This is a genomic window from Nocardia sp. NBC_01009, from assembly GCF_045208035.1.
GTDB lineage: Bacteria > Actinomycetota > Actinomycetes > Mycobacteriales > Mycobacteriaceae > Nocardia.
This window is the reverse complement of record NZ_CP108695.1, coordinates 4,042,416-4,060,590: the sequence shown is the minus strand read 5'-3', so window position 1 is coordinate 4,060,590 and position 18,175 is coordinate 4,042,416. Positions and strand designations below refer to the sequence as shown.

18 protein-coding genes and 1 pseudogene are annotated in these 18,175 nt (G+C 64.7%); 5 read left to right on the top strand and 14 right to left on the bottom strand.

Annotated elements, in window-relative coordinates; translation table 11 throughout:
• Positions 1–218 precede the first annotated feature (218 nt).
• The 4 genes from OHA42_RS18105 to OHA42_RS18090 are packed head-to-tail and all read right to left on the bottom strand — an operon-like array spanning position 219 to position 2,484.
• Positions 219–980 carry an ABC transporter permease gene (locus OHA42_RS18105; protein ID WP_406230304.1) on the bottom strand — a complete coding sequence of 254 codons (762 nt, stop codon included), beginning with the start codon at positions 978–980 and terminating at the stop codon, positions 219–221.
• Positions 977–1,798: an ABC transporter ATP-binding protein gene (locus OHA42_RS18100; RefSeq protein ID WP_406230305.1), complete on the bottom strand. Its 822-nt coding sequence runs from the start codon at positions 1,796–1,798 to the stop codon at positions 977–979. The genes OHA42_RS18105 and OHA42_RS18100 overlap by 4 nt, the downstream gene beginning before the upstream one ends.
• 9 nt (positions 1,799–1,807) lie before the next feature.
• On the bottom strand, positions 1,808–2,152 hold the full coding sequence (locus OHA42_RS18095) for a DUF1048 domain-containing protein (protein ID WP_406230306.1): 345 nt from the start codon (positions 2,150–2,152) through the stop codon (positions 1,808–1,810).
• Between the two features lie 2 nt (positions 2,153–2,154).
• Positions 2,155–2,484, bottom strand: coding sequence for a PadR family transcriptional regulator (locus OHA42_RS18090; protein WP_406230307.1), 330 nt, complete (start codon positions 2,482–2,484; stop codon positions 2,155–2,157).
• Between the two features lie 730 nt (positions 2,485–3,214).
• On the opposite strand from OHA42_RS18090, the gene OHA42_RS18085 reads away from it, so the two are divergent.
• Positions 3,215–4,405 (top strand): IS701 family transposase, encoded by a 1,191-nt coding sequence (locus tag OHA42_RS18085; protein WP_406239447.1) that lies wholly within the window; start codon positions 3,215–3,217, stop codon positions 4,403–4,405.
• Between the two features lie 258 nt (positions 4,406–4,663).
• Here the strand turns inward: OHA42_RS18085 and OHA42_RS18080 are convergent, their stop codons facing one another.
• A complete protein-coding gene (locus tag OHA42_RS18080) occupies positions 4,664–4,936 on the bottom strand; it encodes a hypothetical protein (RefSeq protein ID WP_406238582.1) in 273 nt (90 codons plus the stop codon).
• Between the two features lie 536 nt (positions 4,937–5,472).
• Between OHA42_RS18080 and OHA42_RS18075 the strand changes: the two genes are divergently transcribed.
• The gene (locus OHA42_RS18075) at positions 5,473–6,801 is read left to right on the top strand and encodes an MFS transporter (RefSeq protein ID WP_406238580.1); all 1,329 of its coding nucleotides are present in this window, start codon (positions 5,473–5,475) and stop codon (positions 6,799–6,801) included.
• Positions 6,802–6,832: 31 nt separating this feature from the next.
• Here OHA42_RS18075 and OHA42_RS18070 read toward each other — a convergent pair whose 3' ends face one another.
• From OHA42_RS18070 to OHA42_RS18050, 5 genes are all read right to left on the bottom strand, one after another.
• Positions 6,833–8,062, bottom strand: a complete 1,230-nt coding sequence (locus OHA42_RS18070) for a serine hydrolase domain-containing protein (protein WP_406238578.1) — start codon at positions 8,060–8,062, stop codon at positions 6,833–6,835.
• 85 nt (positions 8,063–8,147) lie between these two features.
• Positions 8,148–8,558, bottom strand: a complete 411-nt coding sequence (locus OHA42_RS18065; RefSeq protein ID WP_406238576.1) for a hypothetical protein — start codon at positions 8,556–8,558, stop codon at positions 8,148–8,150.
• A gap of 59 nt (positions 8,559–8,617) precedes the next feature.
• Complete coding sequence (locus OHA42_RS18060; RefSeq protein WP_406238575.1) at positions 8,618–9,439, bottom strand: alpha/beta fold hydrolase; 822 nt, start codon at positions 9,437–9,439, stop codon at positions 8,618–8,620.
• A gap of 57 nt (positions 9,440–9,496) precedes the next feature.
• Positions 9,497–11,122 carry an MFS transporter gene (locus OHA42_RS18055; protein ID WP_406238573.1) on the bottom strand — a complete coding sequence of 542 codons (1,626 nt, stop codon included), beginning with the start codon at positions 11,120–11,122 and terminating at the stop codon, positions 9,497–9,499.
• Between the two features lie 152 nt (positions 11,123–11,274).
• Positions 11,275–11,415 carry a hypothetical protein gene (locus tag OHA42_RS18050; RefSeq protein ID WP_406238572.1) on the bottom strand — a complete coding sequence of 47 codons (141 nt, stop codon included), beginning with the start codon at positions 11,413–11,415 and terminating at the stop codon, positions 11,275–11,277.
• Between the two features lie 192 nt (positions 11,416–11,607).
• Between OHA42_RS18050 and OHA42_RS18045 the strand changes: the two genes are divergently transcribed.
• Positions 11,608–12,216: a helix-turn-helix domain-containing protein gene (locus OHA42_RS18045; RefSeq protein ID WP_406238569.1), complete on the top strand. Its 609-nt coding sequence runs from the start codon at positions 11,608–11,610 to the stop codon at positions 12,214–12,216.
• A 673-nt stretch (positions 12,217–12,889) separates the two neighbouring features.
• Here the strand turns inward: OHA42_RS18045 and OHA42_RS18040 are convergent.
• The 4 genes and pseudogenes from OHA42_RS18040 to OHA42_RS18025 form a co-directional block, all read right to left on the bottom strand.
• Positions 12,890–13,080, bottom strand: a pseudogene (locus OHA42_RS18040) (IS256 family transposase); the annotation flags it as partial.
• 432 nt (positions 13,081–13,512) lie between these two features.
• Positions 13,513–15,189, bottom strand: coding sequence for a hypothetical protein (locus tag OHA42_RS18035; RefSeq protein ID WP_406238567.1), 1,677 nt, complete (start codon positions 15,187–15,189; stop codon positions 13,513–13,515).
• 615 nt (positions 15,190–15,804) lie between these two features.
• Positions 15,805–16,032, bottom strand: a complete 228-nt coding sequence (locus tag OHA42_RS18030; RefSeq protein ID WP_406238565.1) for a helicase associated domain-containing protein — start codon at positions 16,030–16,032, stop codon at positions 15,805–15,807.
• A 430-nt stretch (positions 16,033–16,462) separates the two neighbouring features.
• A complete protein-coding gene (locus OHA42_RS18025; protein ID WP_406238563.1) occupies positions 16,463–17,116 on the bottom strand; it encodes a TetR/AcrR family transcriptional regulator in 654 nt (217 codons plus the stop codon).
• Between the two features lie 86 nt (positions 17,117–17,202).
• On the opposite strand from OHA42_RS18025, the gene OHA42_RS18020 reads away from it, so the two are divergent.
• Both OHA42_RS18020 and OHA42_RS18015 read left to right on the top strand, forming a co-directional pair.
• Positions 17,203–17,862 carry a class I SAM-dependent methyltransferase gene (locus OHA42_RS18020; protein ID WP_406238561.1) on the top strand — a complete coding sequence of 220 codons (660 nt, stop codon included), beginning with the start codon at positions 17,203–17,205 and terminating at the stop codon, positions 17,860–17,862.
• The gene (locus OHA42_RS18015; RefSeq protein WP_406238559.1) at positions 17,859–18,053 is read left to right on the top strand and encodes a hypothetical protein; all 195 of its coding nucleotides are present in this window, start codon (positions 17,859–17,861) and stop codon (positions 18,051–18,053) included. The genes OHA42_RS18020 and OHA42_RS18015 overlap by 4 nt, the downstream gene beginning before the upstream one ends.
• The last annotated feature ends 122 nt before the right edge of the window (positions 18,054–18,175 follow it).

The window sequence follows — 18,175 nt, the reverse complement described above, 5'->3', positions numbered from 1 at the left end:
GTGGTGTACGAGAAGCATTTGCAGCCCCCGTCATTGGCGAACACGGCCGTCAGCTCCATGCCGTCGTGTCACTCCCGGCCCGAACTCGGTGGCGCCGTTCAGGGTGAAGGCGCTGATGAAGCCTGTTCCGAGTTCCCGATCCGCTTGTCCATCAGCAGGCCGCGCAGGGTTTCGATATCGGGGTGACCTGCTACCCGGCCGGGCAGGTCACGGTGCTGTTAGGAGATTTTGCGGCGGTAGGTGACCATGGCGAAGGTGTAGGCGAGGACGAGGATGCCGACACACCAGCCCAGCGCGATCCAGATATCGGTGCCGACCGGCTCCTGCGCGAACAGGTCGCGGATGGCGTTGACGATGGCGGTCGTCGGCTGGTGTTCGGCAAAGGCACGCACCGGGCCGGGCATGGTGTCGGTGGGCACGAATGCCGAACTGATGAACGGCAGAAAGATCAGCGGGTAGGAGAATCCGCTCGCACCGTCCGGGGACTTCGCGGTCAGTCCGGGGATGACGGCCAGCCATGTCAACGCCAGGGTGACCAGGGCCAGGATGCCGGCGACCGCGAGCCACGCCAGCACTCCCGCGCCGGAGCGGAAGCCCATGAGCAGGGCGACGAGCACGACGACCACCAGCGAGATCAGGTTGGCGACCAACGAGGTCAACACGTGCGCCCACAGGATGGACGATCGCGCGATCGGCATGGACTGGAATCGCTCGACGATGCCGTTCTTCATATCCAGGAAGAGCCGGAATGCGGTGTAGGCGATGCCCGAAGCAATGGTGATGAGCAGAATTCCGGGCAGCAGGTAGGTCACATACGAATCCGTCCCTGTGTCGATCGCTCCGCCGAATATGTAGACGAACAGCAGCATCATGGCGATCGGTGTGATCGCGGTCGTGATGATGGTGTCCGGGCTGCGCATGATGTGGCGCAGGGACCGTCCCAACAGGTAGCCGGTGTCGCCGAAGAATTGCGTGGTCATCGTTGTCCCTTACTCGTCGATGCCGGGGCTGCGGCATTGCCGGTGTCGCCGTCATTGCCTTCGTCACCGACGAGGGCGAGGAAGACCTCCTCGAGGGTCGGCTGCTTCTCGACGTATTCGACCTTGGTCGGTGGGTGCAGTTGCTTGAGTTCGGCGAGGGTGCCGTTCACGATGATTCGGCCCTTGTGCAGGATCGCGATCCGGTCGGCGAGTTGTTCGGCTTCGTCCAGATACTGCGTTGTGAGCAGCACCGTGGTGCCGTGCTCGGCGAGTGCCTTGACGGCCTTCCACACCTCGATGCGCGCCTGGGGGTCGAGCCCGGTCGTCGGCTCGTCGAGGAAGATGACCGGCGGGTTCCCGATGAGGCTCATGGCGATGTCGAGGCGGCGGCGCATGCCGCCCGAGTACGTCGACACCTTCCGCGTGGCCGCGTCGGTCAGTGAGAAACGTTCGAGCAGGTCATCGGCGATCGTGCCCGGGTCCTCGACGCGCCGCAAGTGGGCGACCAGCACGAGATTCTCCCGCCCGCTGAGGATTTCGTCGACGGCGGCGAACTGTCCGGTGAGGCTGAAGGACTCCCGCACGTTCGCCGGGTGCGTGGCGACGTCGAAGCCATTCACCGTCGCCGTCCCGGCGTCGGCTTTCAGCAGCGTGGACAGGATCTTCACGACGGTGGTTTTGCCTGCGCCGTTCGAGCCGAGCAGGGCAAAGATACTGCCCCGCGCCACGTCGAAGTCCACGCCACGCAGCACATGCAGATCCTTGTAGGACTTCTCCAGGCCCTGCACATGGATCGCCGGAGCATGCTGTGTCGTCATCGAACGGCCCTACCTTCCCTCTCCGGCGGCGCGCTCGATGGCGCTGTTCAGCCGCTCCCGCTCGCGGTTTTTCCACGAGTCCTCCTGGTAGTTCCGCGCGAACGCCTCGATGAACTCGACAGGGTCCTCCCCGACGACCTCGCGGATCGGGGTTCGGTCCGCCGCGCTCTGCTCGAACAGATCGATGAGGTCCTCGAAAATCGCACTGCCGCCCCCAGGCCCGAGGACCATCAGGTACCGCTCGAAAGCATCGACCGCCGTGCGATAGCTCTCGGGAAGCTGCTGTTTGCGCGCCTTGTACTGCCGCCACCGCTTCTTGTCGCCGAGGTCGCCGATCACCTTTTCGATGAACATGATTATTTGTCTCCTTCGTGGAGCTGTTCGAGCCGTTGCGAGAGGAAGCTCCAGGTCCTCCAGAACTCGTCGAGATATTCCCGTCCCTGGGCGTTGAGGGAATACACCTTGCGCGGCGGCCCCTTCTCCGACGGGACCTTCTCCACGTCGACCAGTTCCCTTTTCTCGATCCTGACGAGCAGGGCGTAGATGGTGCCTTCGGCGATGTCGGAGAAGCCCTGCTCCCGCAGCCATGCCGTGATCTCGTAGCCGTACGCGGACCGCACGGACAAAATCGCCAGGACGATGCCCTCCAGGGTGCCTTTGAGCATCTCCGTTATCTGCTTGCCCACGGATCACCTCCTCTTGCTACTCAGTGCTACTGACTACTAGTAGATAGTAACACTGAATAGTGATGACGCAAGCTACCTGTGGCGGCGAGAGGTGCCGGCCGGTGAAAGTCAGGGGTTCCGGCAGTAATGGCGCAAGAGCAACGACGTTTCGGGTAGCGCCTGGTCAGGTGGCTCGAGCGGTTCCGGGCTACGCCGGGGCGGTTGCCCGAATGCGAAAACCGTCCTCTACCAGGGGAAACCGTCATATCCGTTGTTTCGGCGATTACTACCGGAACCCCATCCAAACGGCTGCGCTGCGCGAGAGGCCGATAAGCTCACCCCCGGGTGCGACCCAGTGCGGCACGGCCAACCAGCGCGAGGAACAACCCTTCGGCCAACCCGAATGACGGCGGCGTCGACCCGCGGGCTGGACGAGCGCGCCACGCGGCTGCGGCGTCGAACCTCGCGGTATCGACCCATTCGGCGAGCACAGTCACTGCGACCAAACCTGAGGATCGGCGCGATGCACAAAATGGTCGAGCCCAAGCATCGCGGTATGAAATCGACTGCGTCCCTGATCGTCCCGGCTACCGCCCGCGGTGCCATCCCCCGCAACCCGACCACTTGACTGTGGCCACTGATCGCGGCAGGCGGTTGGGTCGCAGGCCTGCGGCGCGCCCAGCCCAACTTGGCGACCTAGTACTCCAGCAGCACTTAGTTATATTGTGCGGTAACCTCTTTCGTTGTGGTGATCGATGAGGATCTGGCTGCGTGGGTGGCTGGGCTGGATGATCTGTTCGGGCGGGTGGCGGGGCGGTTTTATCGGGCCGAGCCGAGGTTGCGGGCGCGGGCGTATGTGCGGGGGCTGCTGGCGCCGTTGGCGGGTAAGAATGGGTGGACGTTGGCCGAAGCCGCTGGTGACGGGACTCCGGACGGGATGCAGCGGCTGCTGAACAGAGCGGCGTGGGATGTCGGCGGGGTGCGTGATGATGTGCGCGCGTATGCCGTCGAGCACCTCGGCGATCGGGATGGCGTGCTAGTCGTGGACGAGACGGGTTTCCTCAAGAAGGGCGTGAAATCGGTTGGGGTGCAACGCCAATACTCCGGAACGGCAGGGCGGATCGAGAACTGTCAGCTGGGTGTGTTCTGTGCTTACACCACCGGAAAAGGGCGCACGCTGATCGACGGGGAGTTGTATCTGCCCAAGTCGTGGACCGAGGACCGGCAACGCTGCCGTACGGCCGGCGTACCCGACGAAGTCGAGTTCGCCACCAAGGCAACATTGGCGAAGCAGATGCTCGCTCGCGCGCTCGATGCCGGGGTGCCGGCGCGGTGGGTGACCGCCGATGAGGCATACGGCGGGGACTCGAAGTTCCGGTCCTGGCTCGAAAACCGCCGCATCGGCTATGTGGTGGCGGTGCCGTGCAGTCAGGCCATCCCCGTCACCGCGGGCAGCACGCGCGCGGATTACCTTGTCGCACAAGCACCTTCACAGGCGTGGAAACGCCGAAGCTGCGGCGAGGGCGCCAAGGGGCCACGCCTGTTCGACTGGGCCGTGGCCACCCTTCCCACCTACCACGACACCACCGCGCCGGGCTGGATCCGCTGGGTGCTGGCGCGGCGCGCCTTGACACCGAACACTAAAGGTGAGCTGGAAATCGCCTACCACCTGTGCTGCGCACCTACCGGCACCACCGACGACGAACTGATCCGAGTGGCCGGGGCACGTTGGGCCGTGGAGGACTGCTTCCAAACCGCCAAGACCGAGGTCGGGCTCGACCAATACCAGGTCCGCCGCTACGACGCCTGGTACCCGCACATCACCCTCGCGATGCTCGCCCACACCTACCTCGCAGTCACCGCCGCTATCTCCCCAAAAGTGTTGGCAGCGGCCTCATCTCACTCACATTCGGTGAAGTCCGACGTCTTCTGGCACACCTGATCACCACTACCAAGACCCTCGAACAGATCTGGCACTGGTCGATCTGGCGCCGACGCCACCAATACCGGGCCAAACAAGCCCACTACCAGCGACGACACTCCTTATATAACTAAGTGCTGCTGGAGTACTAGTACTCCAGCCGCAGTTCGTGATGTTGCGCCTGTCTTCGCTGGTAGTGGGCCTGTTTAGCGCGGTGTTGATGTCTTCGTCGCCAGATCGACCAGCGGCGCACGGTGGTGAGGTTCGGGATCGGGGTGATCAGGTGTGCCAGGAGACGCTTGATTTCACCGAGCGTGAGTGGAATGAGGCCGCTGCCAATGCTTTTGGGGAGATAGCGGCGGTGACAGCGAGATAGGTGTGCGCGAGCATGGCCAGGGTGATGTGCGGGTACCAGGCGTCGTAGCGGCGGACCTGGTATTGGTCGAGCCCGACCTCGGTTTTGGCGGTCTGGAAGCAGCCCTCGACCGCCCAGCGGGCACCGGCGACCCTGATCAGGTCGGTGTCGCTGGTGCCGATCGGGCCGCCGCACACAAGCGGTGAACTGGCGATTTCGGCCGATATCGCAATTCCCCGGCGATACAAGACCCGCCGAAGTGGCTGGCCGATCCGCGATGATCTGGACAGGCGGGTCGCAGGTTTGTGTCATCGGCAGGATTACCTATAGATGGGAACCGCGCCGACCAGCGGATTCTTTCGGGACAACTGATTGTCAAAGCCGATTTTCCGCTGTGATCGCCTTCCTTGTCCGGTCTCGTTGATCATGAGGCAGCGGCATGGCGCTGAACGTGCGGATCACTCAGGCACCGGCTCCTGCATGGCCAACTCAGATTCCGTTGCAGCCGACGCCTCGGAGTGCGCTGGCGTCTGCGCAGCGAACCTGCGCACCCTAGAGTGCTGAACTGCCAGCAAACCATCCACTGCGAAGGGCCCTCCGAAAAGCGGCTCAGCCGTCACCTGCGGTCCCTGGTAAGGCGGGGTTCGACGAGCCACGAACGTGCGTGGTATGCGGCGGTCACGAGGGTTGTGGCGTGCGCGGCGAACCCCACCCAGCTACTGTTCCAAAAACAATGATTCAGAACGACATCAAACGCTCAGTTATCGCCAGCACGGCCGGAGCGGCTATCGAGTGGTACGACTTCATGCTGTACGGCGCCGCGGCGGCGCTCGTCTTCCCGCGCCTCTTCTTTCCACATGCGAGCCCGGTCACCGGGATCCTGCTGGCCTTCTCCACCTACTTCGTCGGATTTCTCGTACGCCCCATGGGGGCCGCGATCTTCGGTCACGTGGGAGATCGCTTCGGGCGCAAGAAGTCCCTGCTCGCGACGATCATCCTGATGGGCATCGGAACGGTCGGGATCGGGCTGGTGCCCAGTTACGAATCGGCCGGTGTCGTGGGTCCGATTCTGCTGATAATTCTGCGTTCCCTGCAGGGAATCGGGGTGGGTGGCGAGTGGGGTGGTGCGATCCTGCTTGCCACGGAATCGGGTTCCCGGGGCGGCAGGGGGTTTCGGGCCAGCTTTCCGCAGGCAATGAGCATATTTGGAGTCGGCGTCGCCAACCTCGCCTTTCTGGCTGTGGGACTGGGGATGTCGACAGCGGACTTCATGACCTGGGGGTGGCGCATCCCCTTTCTAGCGAGCATCGTTCTTGTTGGCGTAGGTCTGTGGATCCGCCATCGTGTGCCGGAAACCGAGGAGTTCCGCGAACTCGAACACTCCGGTCGGATCGCCAGGGCTCCGCTGATTCGGATGGTTCGCGAGTCGACGCCGGAGATCGTACTGACCGCGCTGCTCAAGAGCGCGGAGATGATTCCGGTCTATATCTTCATCACCTTTATCCTTTCCTATGGAACGCGGACGCTTTCCTACGACCGCAATACCCTGCTGCTGCTGGTATCGCTCGCAGCGGTGATCGCGGCGCTGACGATGCCGGTCATCGCGCGGTACGGCGACCGCGCCGGACATAGGCACGTCTTCATGGCCGGTGCGGTCGCCGTGGCGTTGTTCACCTTCGCCTACTTCAGGATCCTCGATTCCGGATCCGCTGTCGGCGCCCCGATCATGATCGTATTGTCGCTGGTGCCGTGCGCCGCGATGATAGCCGTGGAACCGGTGCTGATCACGGGCAGTTTCCCACCCGAAATCCGCTACAGCGGAGCATCTCTCGGGTTCAACCTCGCCGGCGTCATCGGCGGCGGCCCCGCCCCGTTCGTCGCGACGTGGCTCGTCATGCATGTCAACAGCATGGCAATCGCCGCCTATGTTGCGGTTTTCTGTCTGATCGGAATCCTGGCCGCCCAGGCATTGTCCCGCCGTGGGGCCCAGCACCCCGCAGCGTCACCCGAGGGATCGGGCCGGGTGACCCGCGACCGGGGTTTATTGTCGCGGGCCAGATGATCGTCACTTAGCGGGCGGCCGTTGGGGCCTGTCAGTTGTCGAGTGCCTGGTAGACCGTGGTCCAGAAGTCGTGGATGAGCCACGCCGGATCCGGGATCGACAACCCTACCTGGGTGAGCAGAATTCCGGTGAGCTGTTCTTCCGGGTCTGCGTAGGCCGTGGTGCCGGTGCCGCCGTCCCAGCCGAACTGGCCGAGGGAGGCGTAGTCGCCACGGAAGGTGCGCACCGCCATCCCGAAGCCCCAGCCGCCCTGCTGCCCTTGACCGAAGGACAGATGGACGTTGTTCTTGGCCAGGGTATTTCGCTCGGCCTGCTGTTCGGGCGTGAGGCGATTGGTGGTCATCAGCTCGACGGCGGACCGGGACAGGATCCGTTCGGAGCCGTGCATTCCCTTGTTCAGCAGCATCTGGAAGTAGGCGTTGTAGTCGTCGGCGGTGGAGACCAGGCCACCGCCGCCATGCTGGAACGCCGGAGGCTGGGCGAACCTTCCGTCCGCCGCCTCGTCCCACACGATGAACTCCCCAGTCTGCGGGTCCGGGGCGTAGCTGGGTGGCAACCGGTCGATCTTGTCGGCGGGCACGTGGAAGCCGGTGTCGGTCATACCCAGCGGATCGAAGATGCGGTCGCGCAGAAACGCATCGAGCGACTGACCCGAGACCCTGGCGACCAGCACACCCATCACATCGTTGCTGAGGTCGTACTGCCACCGCTCGCCGGGCTGGTAGCACAGCGGCAACTCACCGAGCCGGCTCATCCACTTGTCCAGATCCGGCGCCGACCCCGCTTCCGGGCTGTAGTTGGCGCGCTCCAGCACCACATCCATGATCGGCGACCCCATCAACGTGAGATCCACCCCGAGCCCGAAGGTGGAGGACAGCAAGTCCCGCACGGTGATCGGCCGCTGCGCCGGCACGGTCTCGTCCAGCGGGCCGTCGGCTCGCTTCAGCACCTGCCGGTCGGCGAGCTCGGGCAGCCACCGATCCACCGGGTCGTCCAACCGCAGCCGGCACTCATCGAGCAGCACCATCGCCCCCGCCATCGTCACCGGCTTGGACGTGGACGCCATCCGGAAGATCGCGTCCCGGCGCATCGGCACGCCACCCTCGGCGCGCATCGTCCCGAGCGCTTCGACGTGTGTCTCACCGCCTCGGCTGACCAGGGCGACGAGCCCGGGAATCTTCTTGGACTCGACATGCCGTGCCAGGACGTCGCGAATTCTGCGCAGCCCTTGTTCGGAGAAGCCGCTGTTGCTTTGTACCATCAGAAATCTCCTTGCATATGGTATTCGATTTGGTGCAGGCCCAACGGCCTTCGTGTTCGCCGTGTCACTGGAGTTCGTGGCCGATCTACACGGCGGCGTCGAGAGCCGCGGTGATCTTGCGGGTCATCTCGGCCAGAGTGGGGGTGGACTCGCCCTTGCGAGCCTGGGTGGCGGCTTCGATAGCGACGAGGACGGTGCCGCGGAAGTTGTCGGCCTCGGCGGGATCCTGCTTCTTCAGCAGGCCTATGGCGGCGGTCAGGGCCGGCAGCACCTGGTCGGCGAGTTCGGCGACGGACTTGCCCTCCAGTTTGATGTCCTTGGACTTCGCGGCGAGCACGTGCCCGATTGGGCCGGTCGCAGAGGACAGGGCTATGGAACCGTTCGTGGCGACCTTGCCCGGCTCGCCGGTGGCATCAGCGGAGGCAATCAGCGACACGGCGCCGTAGGCGGCGGTGCGCAGAGTGGTCTTGTCCTGGTCGGTCAGGGTGATGGACATGGTGGTGTACTCCTTGGGATCGATTGTGGTGAAGTTCGATTGAACGGGCGGCCCGGCGGTCATCGGCTCGACGAACCCGCCAGGTCCTGGACCGCGGCAGTCTCACCGACGGCGTCGGCGATAGCGCGGAAGTCTTTGCGCAGGATGTTGGAGTGGTTGCTGGGGACTTGGGCGTGGATGCTCAGGTGCGGGTTGGTGGCCAGGACAGGGTCGAGTGAGGCGCGGGCGGCGGCCATTTCTTCTTCGCTGCCCCCGAGGTTGGAGCCCGAGGCCAGGACATAGCGCACGGGGCGAATGATGCGGTTGAGGGTGGGGGCCATCTCGGCGCAGATCTGGTTGATTTCGATGGCGACGTCGGTGTGTTCGCCGACCGACATTTTCGCGGCCAAACCGAGGGGCCGGCAGATCGGGAACAGCCAGCACATCTTGTGGAACAGCTTGCGGATGTGTTCTCGGCCTTCGTCTCCGATAAGGCCGTAGGGCATCGCACCGTCGACGGCGACCATACCGACGGTGCGGTCGGGGTTGCGTTCGGCCCAATGCGCGGCCAGGGTCGCCCCGTAGGACCAGCCGACCAGGATCGCGCGCTGGACTCCGCGGGCGGCCAGGACGGCATCGACGTCCCGCAGGCACGCTTCGAACGAGTAATCGGTGGAGGTCTTGGACTTGCCGCGGGCCCGCTTGTCGTAGGTGATGTGGCGGTAGCCGGCACCGAGTTCGGCGATCAGTGGCTTCCACGGCTTCTGGTTGGCGTAGGCGCCGTTCATGTAGATGATCGCCTGCCCCGCCCCGCCGGTGTCGGTCACCGCCAGCGCGGTGTCCTCCACCGCCACCATCCCGGACCAAGCCGCAGCGGTCGTGGGCATGCTGTTGTTCGTCATGACAATCTGTTCCTTCATCTGTTGGGTGTGCAGTGGGGGGTGAATTGGGGTGGCGGATCAGAAGACCCGGCTTGGGGTCTGTTCGGCGCGGCCGATACCGGCAGTCGTATCGATGTCGTCGGTCAGAGCGGCGGCTGAGGTACGGCCGCGGAGCAGAACCAGCGCGAGGGTCGCGGCGACGGCGATCCCAGCAGCGCCGGCCAGGAAGCACGCCGACATGGCGGTGGTAAACGCGTGGCGGGCGGCGGCGGCCAAAGCTTCGTTGCCAGTGTGGGCGGCTGTGGCGAGTGCGTCACCGATCGAATGCCGTGCCGGCACGGGCGCCGACTCGGGCATACCGGCGGTGAACCGTCTCGACAAAATGCTGCCCAGAATCGCCACGCCCAGCGCGGCCCCGGCCTGCGACAGGGTGCCGTTGAGGGCGGAACCAACACCGGCCTGTTCGGCGGGAACCGCGCCCATCAATGCCGAGACCGCCGCGGGCATGGCGAAGCCGGCGCCTGCACCGAACACGAACAGCGCGATCGCGACCATCCCGAAGCCGCTCTCGGCGCGAAGTGAGGCCAGCAGCAGCGATCCGATCGCCATCACAATCAGTCCGCCCACGGTGAGTGCCCGGTTACCGAGGCGGGCGCCCACACTCGCACCGAGCGTGTTGCACAGTAGCGACGCCAGCGCCATCGGAATGAACGCCAGCCCGGCCGTTGCCGGTGAGTAACCGAGGACCGATTGCAGATACTGGGTCAGCGCCAGCAGCAAGCCCCCGTTGCCGACCGCGACCAGAGTGAGCGCGAGACTGCCGCCGGTGAATTCACGATCCCGGAACAACCTCAGCGGGACCATCGGATCGGGTGTCATGGTTTCCCAGACCACGAACCCCACCAGGCCGATGACCGCGGCGGCCGCTGTCGCGAGGGTGGCTGGGCTGTAGATGCCGTAACGGGGCAACTCGATGACGGTCCATACCAGCGCGGTCATGCCGACCACCGACAGTACGGCGCCCAGCGGGTCGGGCCGCCGCCACGGGCCCGTCGATTCCGGCATCAGCACGACTGCGGCTACGACGGCCAGGACGGCGATCGGCACATTGATCAAAAAGATTGCGCCCCACCAAAACTGGGAGATCAGTGCGCCGCCCAATATCGGACTGCCCACCAGGCCCAGCATGCTGACCGCACCCCACACCGACATCGCCTTGCGGCGTTCTTCCGCGTCGAAGACAGTAATGAGGATCGACAGTGTGGAGGGCATGATCAGGGCGCCGCCGACGCCCATGACGATGCGCGCGAGGATCAGTTGTATCGGTGTCTCGGCCAGGGTCGCCCCCAGAGATGCGCACCCGAACAGCACCAGGCCGACGATCATGACCCGGCGTCGGCCGAATCGGTCGGACAGGCTGCCCGAGGTGAGCAGCAGGCCGGCGAATACGAGCATGTAGGAGTCGAGGATCCACTGAATGTCCTGTGCGCTCGCGTGCAGGTCTCGAGACAGCGAGGGAACCGCCACCGTCAGCGCCATATTGTCGACTACCAGGACGAGCGCACTCAGGCACAGCACGACCAGGATCCACCAGCGCTGCGGGTTACGCCCTTGGGACGCTTGATGATTCGGTCTAGATAACACTTCCACGGGAAATCTCTTCGGTAATGCGCACCGTGGCCGGGGCGCGATGGGCCGCCGCACGCGCGGGGCGCGTTCGGTGGGGTTCAGGTAGGTGGTAGTTCAGGCCCCGATGGCGGGGTCCAGTCGACGAGTGGCACGCCGTTGTGGTCGGTGAGCCGCGGCCGCCACTCGCCGCCCGACTTCCGGTGTGGGGGCGTGGTGATGTTCGCGCCTCAGCGCCGCAGTCGTTGGGGTTCGTCGGCGTTGCCGACGACGGTGAACAAGGTGGTGACGTCTCTCGGCCGCAGACTCGGGTGCGGCAGTTCCGGGATCAGGCGTCGAAGTTCGATGCCGGTGTGCGCACCATTGCGCATCTCGAATCAATCAGGGGCGCAGTCGGTTTCGCTTAACCTGCGGCCATGGTCGAACCTCTCGCACTAGCCGCCGGATCCGTTATCGGCGGTGTGCGACAAGCATCGGATGTCAGCCGACGGTTGTCAACCCCAGAGGTAAATCAAGTTGCCCATGTGGCAACACGTCGGGGATTTTTGGGCTAGATTTGTCGTATGTCAGAGCGCGTAATAGATGCCGGGTGGATTGGACGACGGATCGCCGAGTTGCGCGGCGAACGGGGGTGGACCCTGGCAAACCTCGCCGGTCGCGTCGATCTATCCACCACCCAGCTGTCCAGAATAGAGTCGGCCGCCCGCCAGCCCTCCTTGGGAACACTCATCGAACTGGCCCGCGCCTTCGGGGTCACACTGAGCGAACTCGTCGAGGACGAGCCAACCACCGCATATCACCTCGCCCGCAGCGGAGAACGGGTATCCAGGCAGATCGCCGGCGGCCAACTGTCCACCCTGAGTGGATATTTCCCCGGGCTCGAGGCCCTACTCCTCACACTGGACCCCCACTCATCGGCGCCCGAGGCCCGGCACGCCGGGGAGGAATGGCTCTACGTACTCGCCGGTACCGTGGACTTCACCGTCCACACCGACACGGTCCCCCTCTCCCGTGGCGATGCACTCCACTTCCCAGCACGCCTCCCCCACAGCATCCGCAATACCGGCGGCGAACCCGCCGAAATGCTGCTCGTCTGTACACACACCCCCACTGCCAGCCTCCAAGCGCCCGGCACTGGCGAAACAAATGGCATTGCCTCGTATAGCGGATGACCGTCGAGATGGTCAATTGAGCCGTCCCGGAACTTGGTTGCGCAGGAATCGCCTGTGCGCGTAGCGATTCGATGGCGATCCACCGCGGCCTTACCCCCACACGCACACAGCCACGAAGACGGAGAGGCTGCGGACTCACTGCGGACTCCGACCAGCGAATTGATCAACGATGAGCCGGAAGATGGCTCGCCAGCTGCGGCTTCCTAGTGCCCCCAGGGCGATTCGAACAGCATCGACACCGATGGCAACCCGTGGTGAACTGCTGATTTCCGCCGACGTCGCAGTTGCCAGGCGACGGAGGGGGCGCCCACGCTATAAGGCTGACCTGTAATGACCTTGGTGGTCGTCTCGGCTGTCATGCGTTGACGCAGCAACGCATGACGAAAGAAACCGGCTGCCACACAGACCACGCCCGATGGCCTAGCCCTGACGTCTTCCCGCCGAACTAGAACGCACGGTAGCCGAGTACCAGCTTCTCCGGGCCTCTCCCCTTTCGGCCTACGCCGGCATCATCTCATCGACCTGCTCGCACGCTCATCGCACATACCAACATCCAGCCTAACGCCGAACTCCCAACCACCTCTTGACATAGAGACCTCCGATTCCGCTAACTGTCAAGCTGCGGCGGCTGGGAGTTTCGGATCAACGGTGGATCCGGTCTCGGTGTTGGTTGGTGTCCGGTCAGAGGTGTCTGGCCTTCGAAGGCGATGGCGAAGGCGTTCAACGCCGTTTCGATCGCATCGCCCATCGTGCCCGACCACGCCCGGTGGGTTCCAGCGATCGGGTCACCAGATACAGGCCTCTCAGCACAGCCTGTTCGCTGGGCAAGTGGCGCGGCTCAACGCCCGAGGCGCGCAATCCCCGGTGACGGCAGCGGTCATCGAACACGCGCCCGATCCGGGCGCGGCGATCAGCGGTGCCAACAACTGCGGTAATCCAGATGTCGACCTTGCCGGGCTTGTAAGGCGTCGGCGCCAGCGGCCACCGAGAAGGTTTAGGAATGTCGAAGAAGCGGCCACCGAGCTTCGCCTACAAGCGGCGGCGAGCTCGAAGCCACGCCAACAGGTGGCCGATCGGGCTGGTCAATACACCTACGATGAAGCCGAATAAGGCACTGACCCAGCGGCCCATCGGGCCGATGACCGCCCAGTATTGTGCCCCCACGGCAATCAGTAGCATGCCTGCAACTGCGAGGCTGATCATAGCCACGATCTACTAGCATCCAACCCTTCGCGATCTCGCAGAGCGCGGTCGGCTACCGCGCGATAGGTGAGTTGTACGAACCGAGGATCGCAGTTACTCCGGCACCGCCGATTTCTGCTGTGCCAGAACAACTTCCACAGGAACGGCGACAAAACCGCCGCTGACCACCACGATTCGATCGGCCGCCTGGCTCCAGTACAGGGCCGAGTAGCTGGACCTGCCGTCGAACATCTCCGGCGGCACCGGGATATACGTGCCGTTCTCCGGGAAGTAGAGCACCCCGACGTCACCCTCGTCGTTGCCACCGAACTTCAGCAGCAGACCGCCGTCTGGTCCCGGACGCACAGCCATCACATTCGTCCACGCTTCAACATGCCGGATCGGTGTAGCACCCCGATGGATCTCGTACAGGTCGCGATCGGACAGATAGAAGAATCCGTCGTCCCCCGCGGGCACCGAGGTGAACTCGACGAACGAGCGCTGTGCGCCCATCTCGAAGGCGCGGACGCAGCCGGTGCCCGCCGCGTCGAGTTCGTAGCCATTTCCGTCCCACACCAACACGGTGCTGCCGTCCGCCAGCCGTGCGGCCCCGGTCATCGGACGCGCGGCGTCGCCGAGCACGCTCTTCACCACGGCCGCATCCGGGATGCCCGGAACCTGCTCCCACGCACCGGATTCCATGAGCCATAGCGGGCCGGGCAGCGGGTCACCGACATTCAGGCCACCGAATCTCAGCAGGTGCGTCTTCACCTCGTGCAACACCACGGGACGTGCGCCGAGGAAGTAGCACTCGTGCGGGTAGATGTCGGCCTCGCTCGGCCCCTTGGCCGGCAGTACTCGTGGCGCATCCTCTGCGCCGTCCACCAGGATCGGCCCGAACACGCGCGGGCGCGCCTTCGTGTCGACGGTGGAGTTCGCGAGCCATCCGCCGGTGGGGGACCGTGCCGCCGCCACCCAGAATTCGTTGCGCTGCAGCGACAAACGCGGCGGCCATGCCTCGAGATTCCACAATTCCACCCGCGGAGTCTTGCCGGCGCTGTGCGACAGCAGGAATCCGTCGACGATGTCATCGAGCACGCTCGCGATCGGCGAGGACGGCGCGGTCTCCACCGCGGCGGCCGGAGTTCCGTCGTTGCCCAGGTACTGCGCCCACATCAGCTCCGGATCTCCCGGGAACTCACCTGCCGCGGGCACCGCGAGATCGGTTGCCTCCCAATACCCCAGCTTGCGGTCGACCGCCGCCCGCAGGGTCGCCACGATCCCCCGGTACTTCCGCTGCTCGCCTTTCGGCAATGGTGCGAGCTGCTCTTGTACCCACGCCAGCACCTCCGCGACATGATCGGCGGGCACATACAGGCCCGTCGAATAATTCCCACTGAACCATCCCGACGAGAACCGCCCACCCAGTTGCGGATGCGCCGCAACGACTTCGGTGAACAGCCCGTCCGGCTCGTACGCGGCCTTCGGTACGAACACCGCGTCCTGGAACACCCGCCCCGCTTCGAACGCGAGGCTCAGCGCCAGTCCTCGCTCGTACCGGTACGGCAGCATCGAAGCGCTGAACATGACCGCCGCAACGGACACGGCCTCCGCCGCGGCCCGCCCGTCCTCTCCGAGCAGCAGCTCCCGCACCTGCCGCCAGAGGTCCTCAGCGCCTGGATGCACTCGATCCAACGCTGTCGGCCCGGTGGAACTTCCGAGCAGCCGGGGCACGAACTGCTCCCGGATCGCGCCTTCGTCCACCAGATGCAATGTGCAGTCGTATCCCATAGTCCTCCACCTCGTCCTGCGCACCCACATGCAACCACGGGCACGACAGCCGCGCGACGCCGCTTCCCCCGGAATGCGTTTCGCACCCGACTATCGCCCGCCCCTCGAAGTGAATGCGAGCCGATCTCGGCGGTCCAAACACCCGCCGCAGTCGGCACGGACCCGGATAACTAACGCTCGCCGCGGGAAAGCCGCGGCCGCACAGTCACTCTCGATCTCCGCGAACAGGGGCCGGTTGCGCGACTCGGACAGTCCCGTCCGGCTGGAAGGTCGTATCCACCCCGACCTAGCTTCTTCGGGGTCGCTCATCGTTGCGCGGAGCCCTGGGCAAGGAAGAATGCGACCACGAAGGCGACCGCGCGGTAGGTGATGACAGCAGGCACGACGATCGACAGCACCAGACGCAGTGTCGGCAGCACGGCAGTGAAGGCCAGGTAGAGGCACGGTTTGTTGGGTGCAGCAGCCTGAGGACGGCGGCCTGGGCGTTGCGCGCCGATGGACGCCTCCTGAGCTCGAACCAGTGACCTTCCGACGGGTCAGGCATTCTGGTCGCTGGGGAGCTGGCTATGAGTGTGCCGCCCCATCCAGTTCAAATCGGCCAGTCGGCAAACGCGCTCACCGCGCGTTCCACATCCAGCCTTGCAGGCCCTGGAGTCGGCGTGCGCGGGAGGTATCAGGAACCCCCTTCGCATAGTTCTTGCGTTGCCACATGACCCATGCACCGAGACGGTCTCCCTCAAATGTGTACCTCTTCGGGACTAGGGCATCCCCATTGCTTTCAACGTAGTCAAGGAGCCGACTGAAATTCTCTTCCCACAAAGCGTCTCGTGCGCTCCATGTCACGTACCGGATGCGTCTCCCAAAGCATCCCCAGCGGCAGAGCCCCGAAGATTTCCTCGAACAATATGAGCTGCGTACCTTTCAGGCGAAAGGCCCGCTTGCCTACCTCTAGGCACGCTGGAGGGTTTGAAAATGTCGAGCAGAGAGCGGAAAACCGCCTCTGACCTGGTCGGGATGACAGGATTTGAACCTGCGACCACTTGACCCCCAGGGAACCGGTAGTCGCCCCAGGGTGTCCAGCTGGTGCTCTCCCGTCCAGGTCAAAGGTTTTTCAACGTCCGGCACGTATTGCCCGGTCCGCCTCGTATCCGCCCCTCTTGGCACGTTCTAGGCACGCTCGATATCACCCCTAACCAGCACGGACAGCGTTGAACACGGAAGTCGGTGCCGCCACCCATCGATCTCTCCCCGTTCGGTCCGGTACCGCGCCGGGTTAGCCATCGCCTGCACCCGGTCGCTGATGCCTCGGTTCCACCAATGTGCGCAGCGTCATGGCGCCGATGCGGTCTTCGAGGCGCTGCCGGTCCGGCATGACCGCACTGCGGAAGCGATGGGCCGCCAGGAAGGACAGGACCAGCCAGGCGGCTGCGGCCGGGTCGAGATCCGAGCGCAGCTCACCTGCCCGCTGCCCTTGGATCACCACCTCGGCCAGGACGTCGGCGAGTTCGCTCACTTGCTGGCGCACGGCTTGTTCGACGGCGGGTTCGGCGGTCAGGGTCATCGCGTCGGCGAAGATCACCCCGAGCGAACCGGGGGCGTGCAATTCGTCGATGTGGCCAGGGCTGAGCAGATGCGCCAGAAGTCCGGCAATCGAATCCGTTTCGGCGGCAAAGGCGCGCATCATGGCGGACATCTGCCCAGAGGCATGTGCCACGACGGCAGCGTAGAGGCCCGTCTTGGAGCCGAAGTTCTGAAAAAGCACAGGCTCGGTGACGCCCAGCCGTGCTGCGATCTGGGCCATGGTGCTGCGCTGGAATCCCGACTCGGCGAACACCACGGTGGCGGCGTCGATGATCGACGCACGCCGGTCGGCAGCACTGAGGCGAGTGCGCCGCGGATCTGCCGGAGTCGAGGATGCGCGAACCATGGCCCTATCGTATCCACCCTTGCACATTAACTTAGCGGGGACTAAGTTAAAGGTATCTTAGTCGGCACTAAGTTAAGGAGAGAGCCATGGGCCTCGGACATCTGCTGAATCACAACCACAACCCCGGCACCGCCGGACTCACCATCGATCACGGACGCAGCTATGACGTTTTCGGCGCGGCATTCTTCGGCGGACGGCGTGACCGCGTGTACCGCCGCCTCGCCGAACTGAGCGGTGCCGGCCCAGGCGATCGGGTCCTCGACATCGGTTGCGGCACCGGCTATCTCACTCGCCGCCTCGCCGCAGTCGTCAGCTCGGGAACGGTGGTCGGCCTCGATCCATCCGCGGCGGTACTCGACCACGCCCGCCGGATCACCACCGACTCGAACTGCACCTACACCGTCGGCGTCGCCGAATCGCTTACCGCCGAAGATGATTCGTTCGACGTGGTGGCCAACTGCTTGATGCTGCACCACCTGCCCGAGGATCTGCGCCCGACGGCGTTGACGGAGATGCGGCGGGTGCTGCGACCGGGCGGGCAACTGCTGATCGGCGAATTCCGGCCACCGGCGAATCGGATCGGCAGGCATCTCGTCGGCGCACTGACCGGTCCGGCCATGGAACACAATCCGATCCACCTGCTCGAACCGATGATCGCCGACGCAGGCTTCGAGCAGATCACCTTGGGAGATCTGCACCCGTGGATCCGATATGTCACCGCCGTCAAGCCGGGCGCGGCCGGATGAGACACCCAACCGCCCGAGCCATCGGCGCGGTCCGGGTCATCGCGCTGCCGCTGATCATCCTCGGCATCGCGGCACACCTCTGGTTGGGCAGCATGGTCGGACTCACCGTCGCAGGCTTGGGTCTGGCCGCCCACCTGGTCATCGCGGCACTCGGCGGCCGATGGTTCCTGCACCGCACCCGATCCAGATAGTCCACCTCGTGATCAAGCCCGGACCTGAAGGCAGCCGGAAGCAGCGGACAATCGGCTCCGGACACGGAGTCATATGGAGCCCATTGCTTCCATTGCCCAGCAGCAAGGTCCGCGGACGCCGG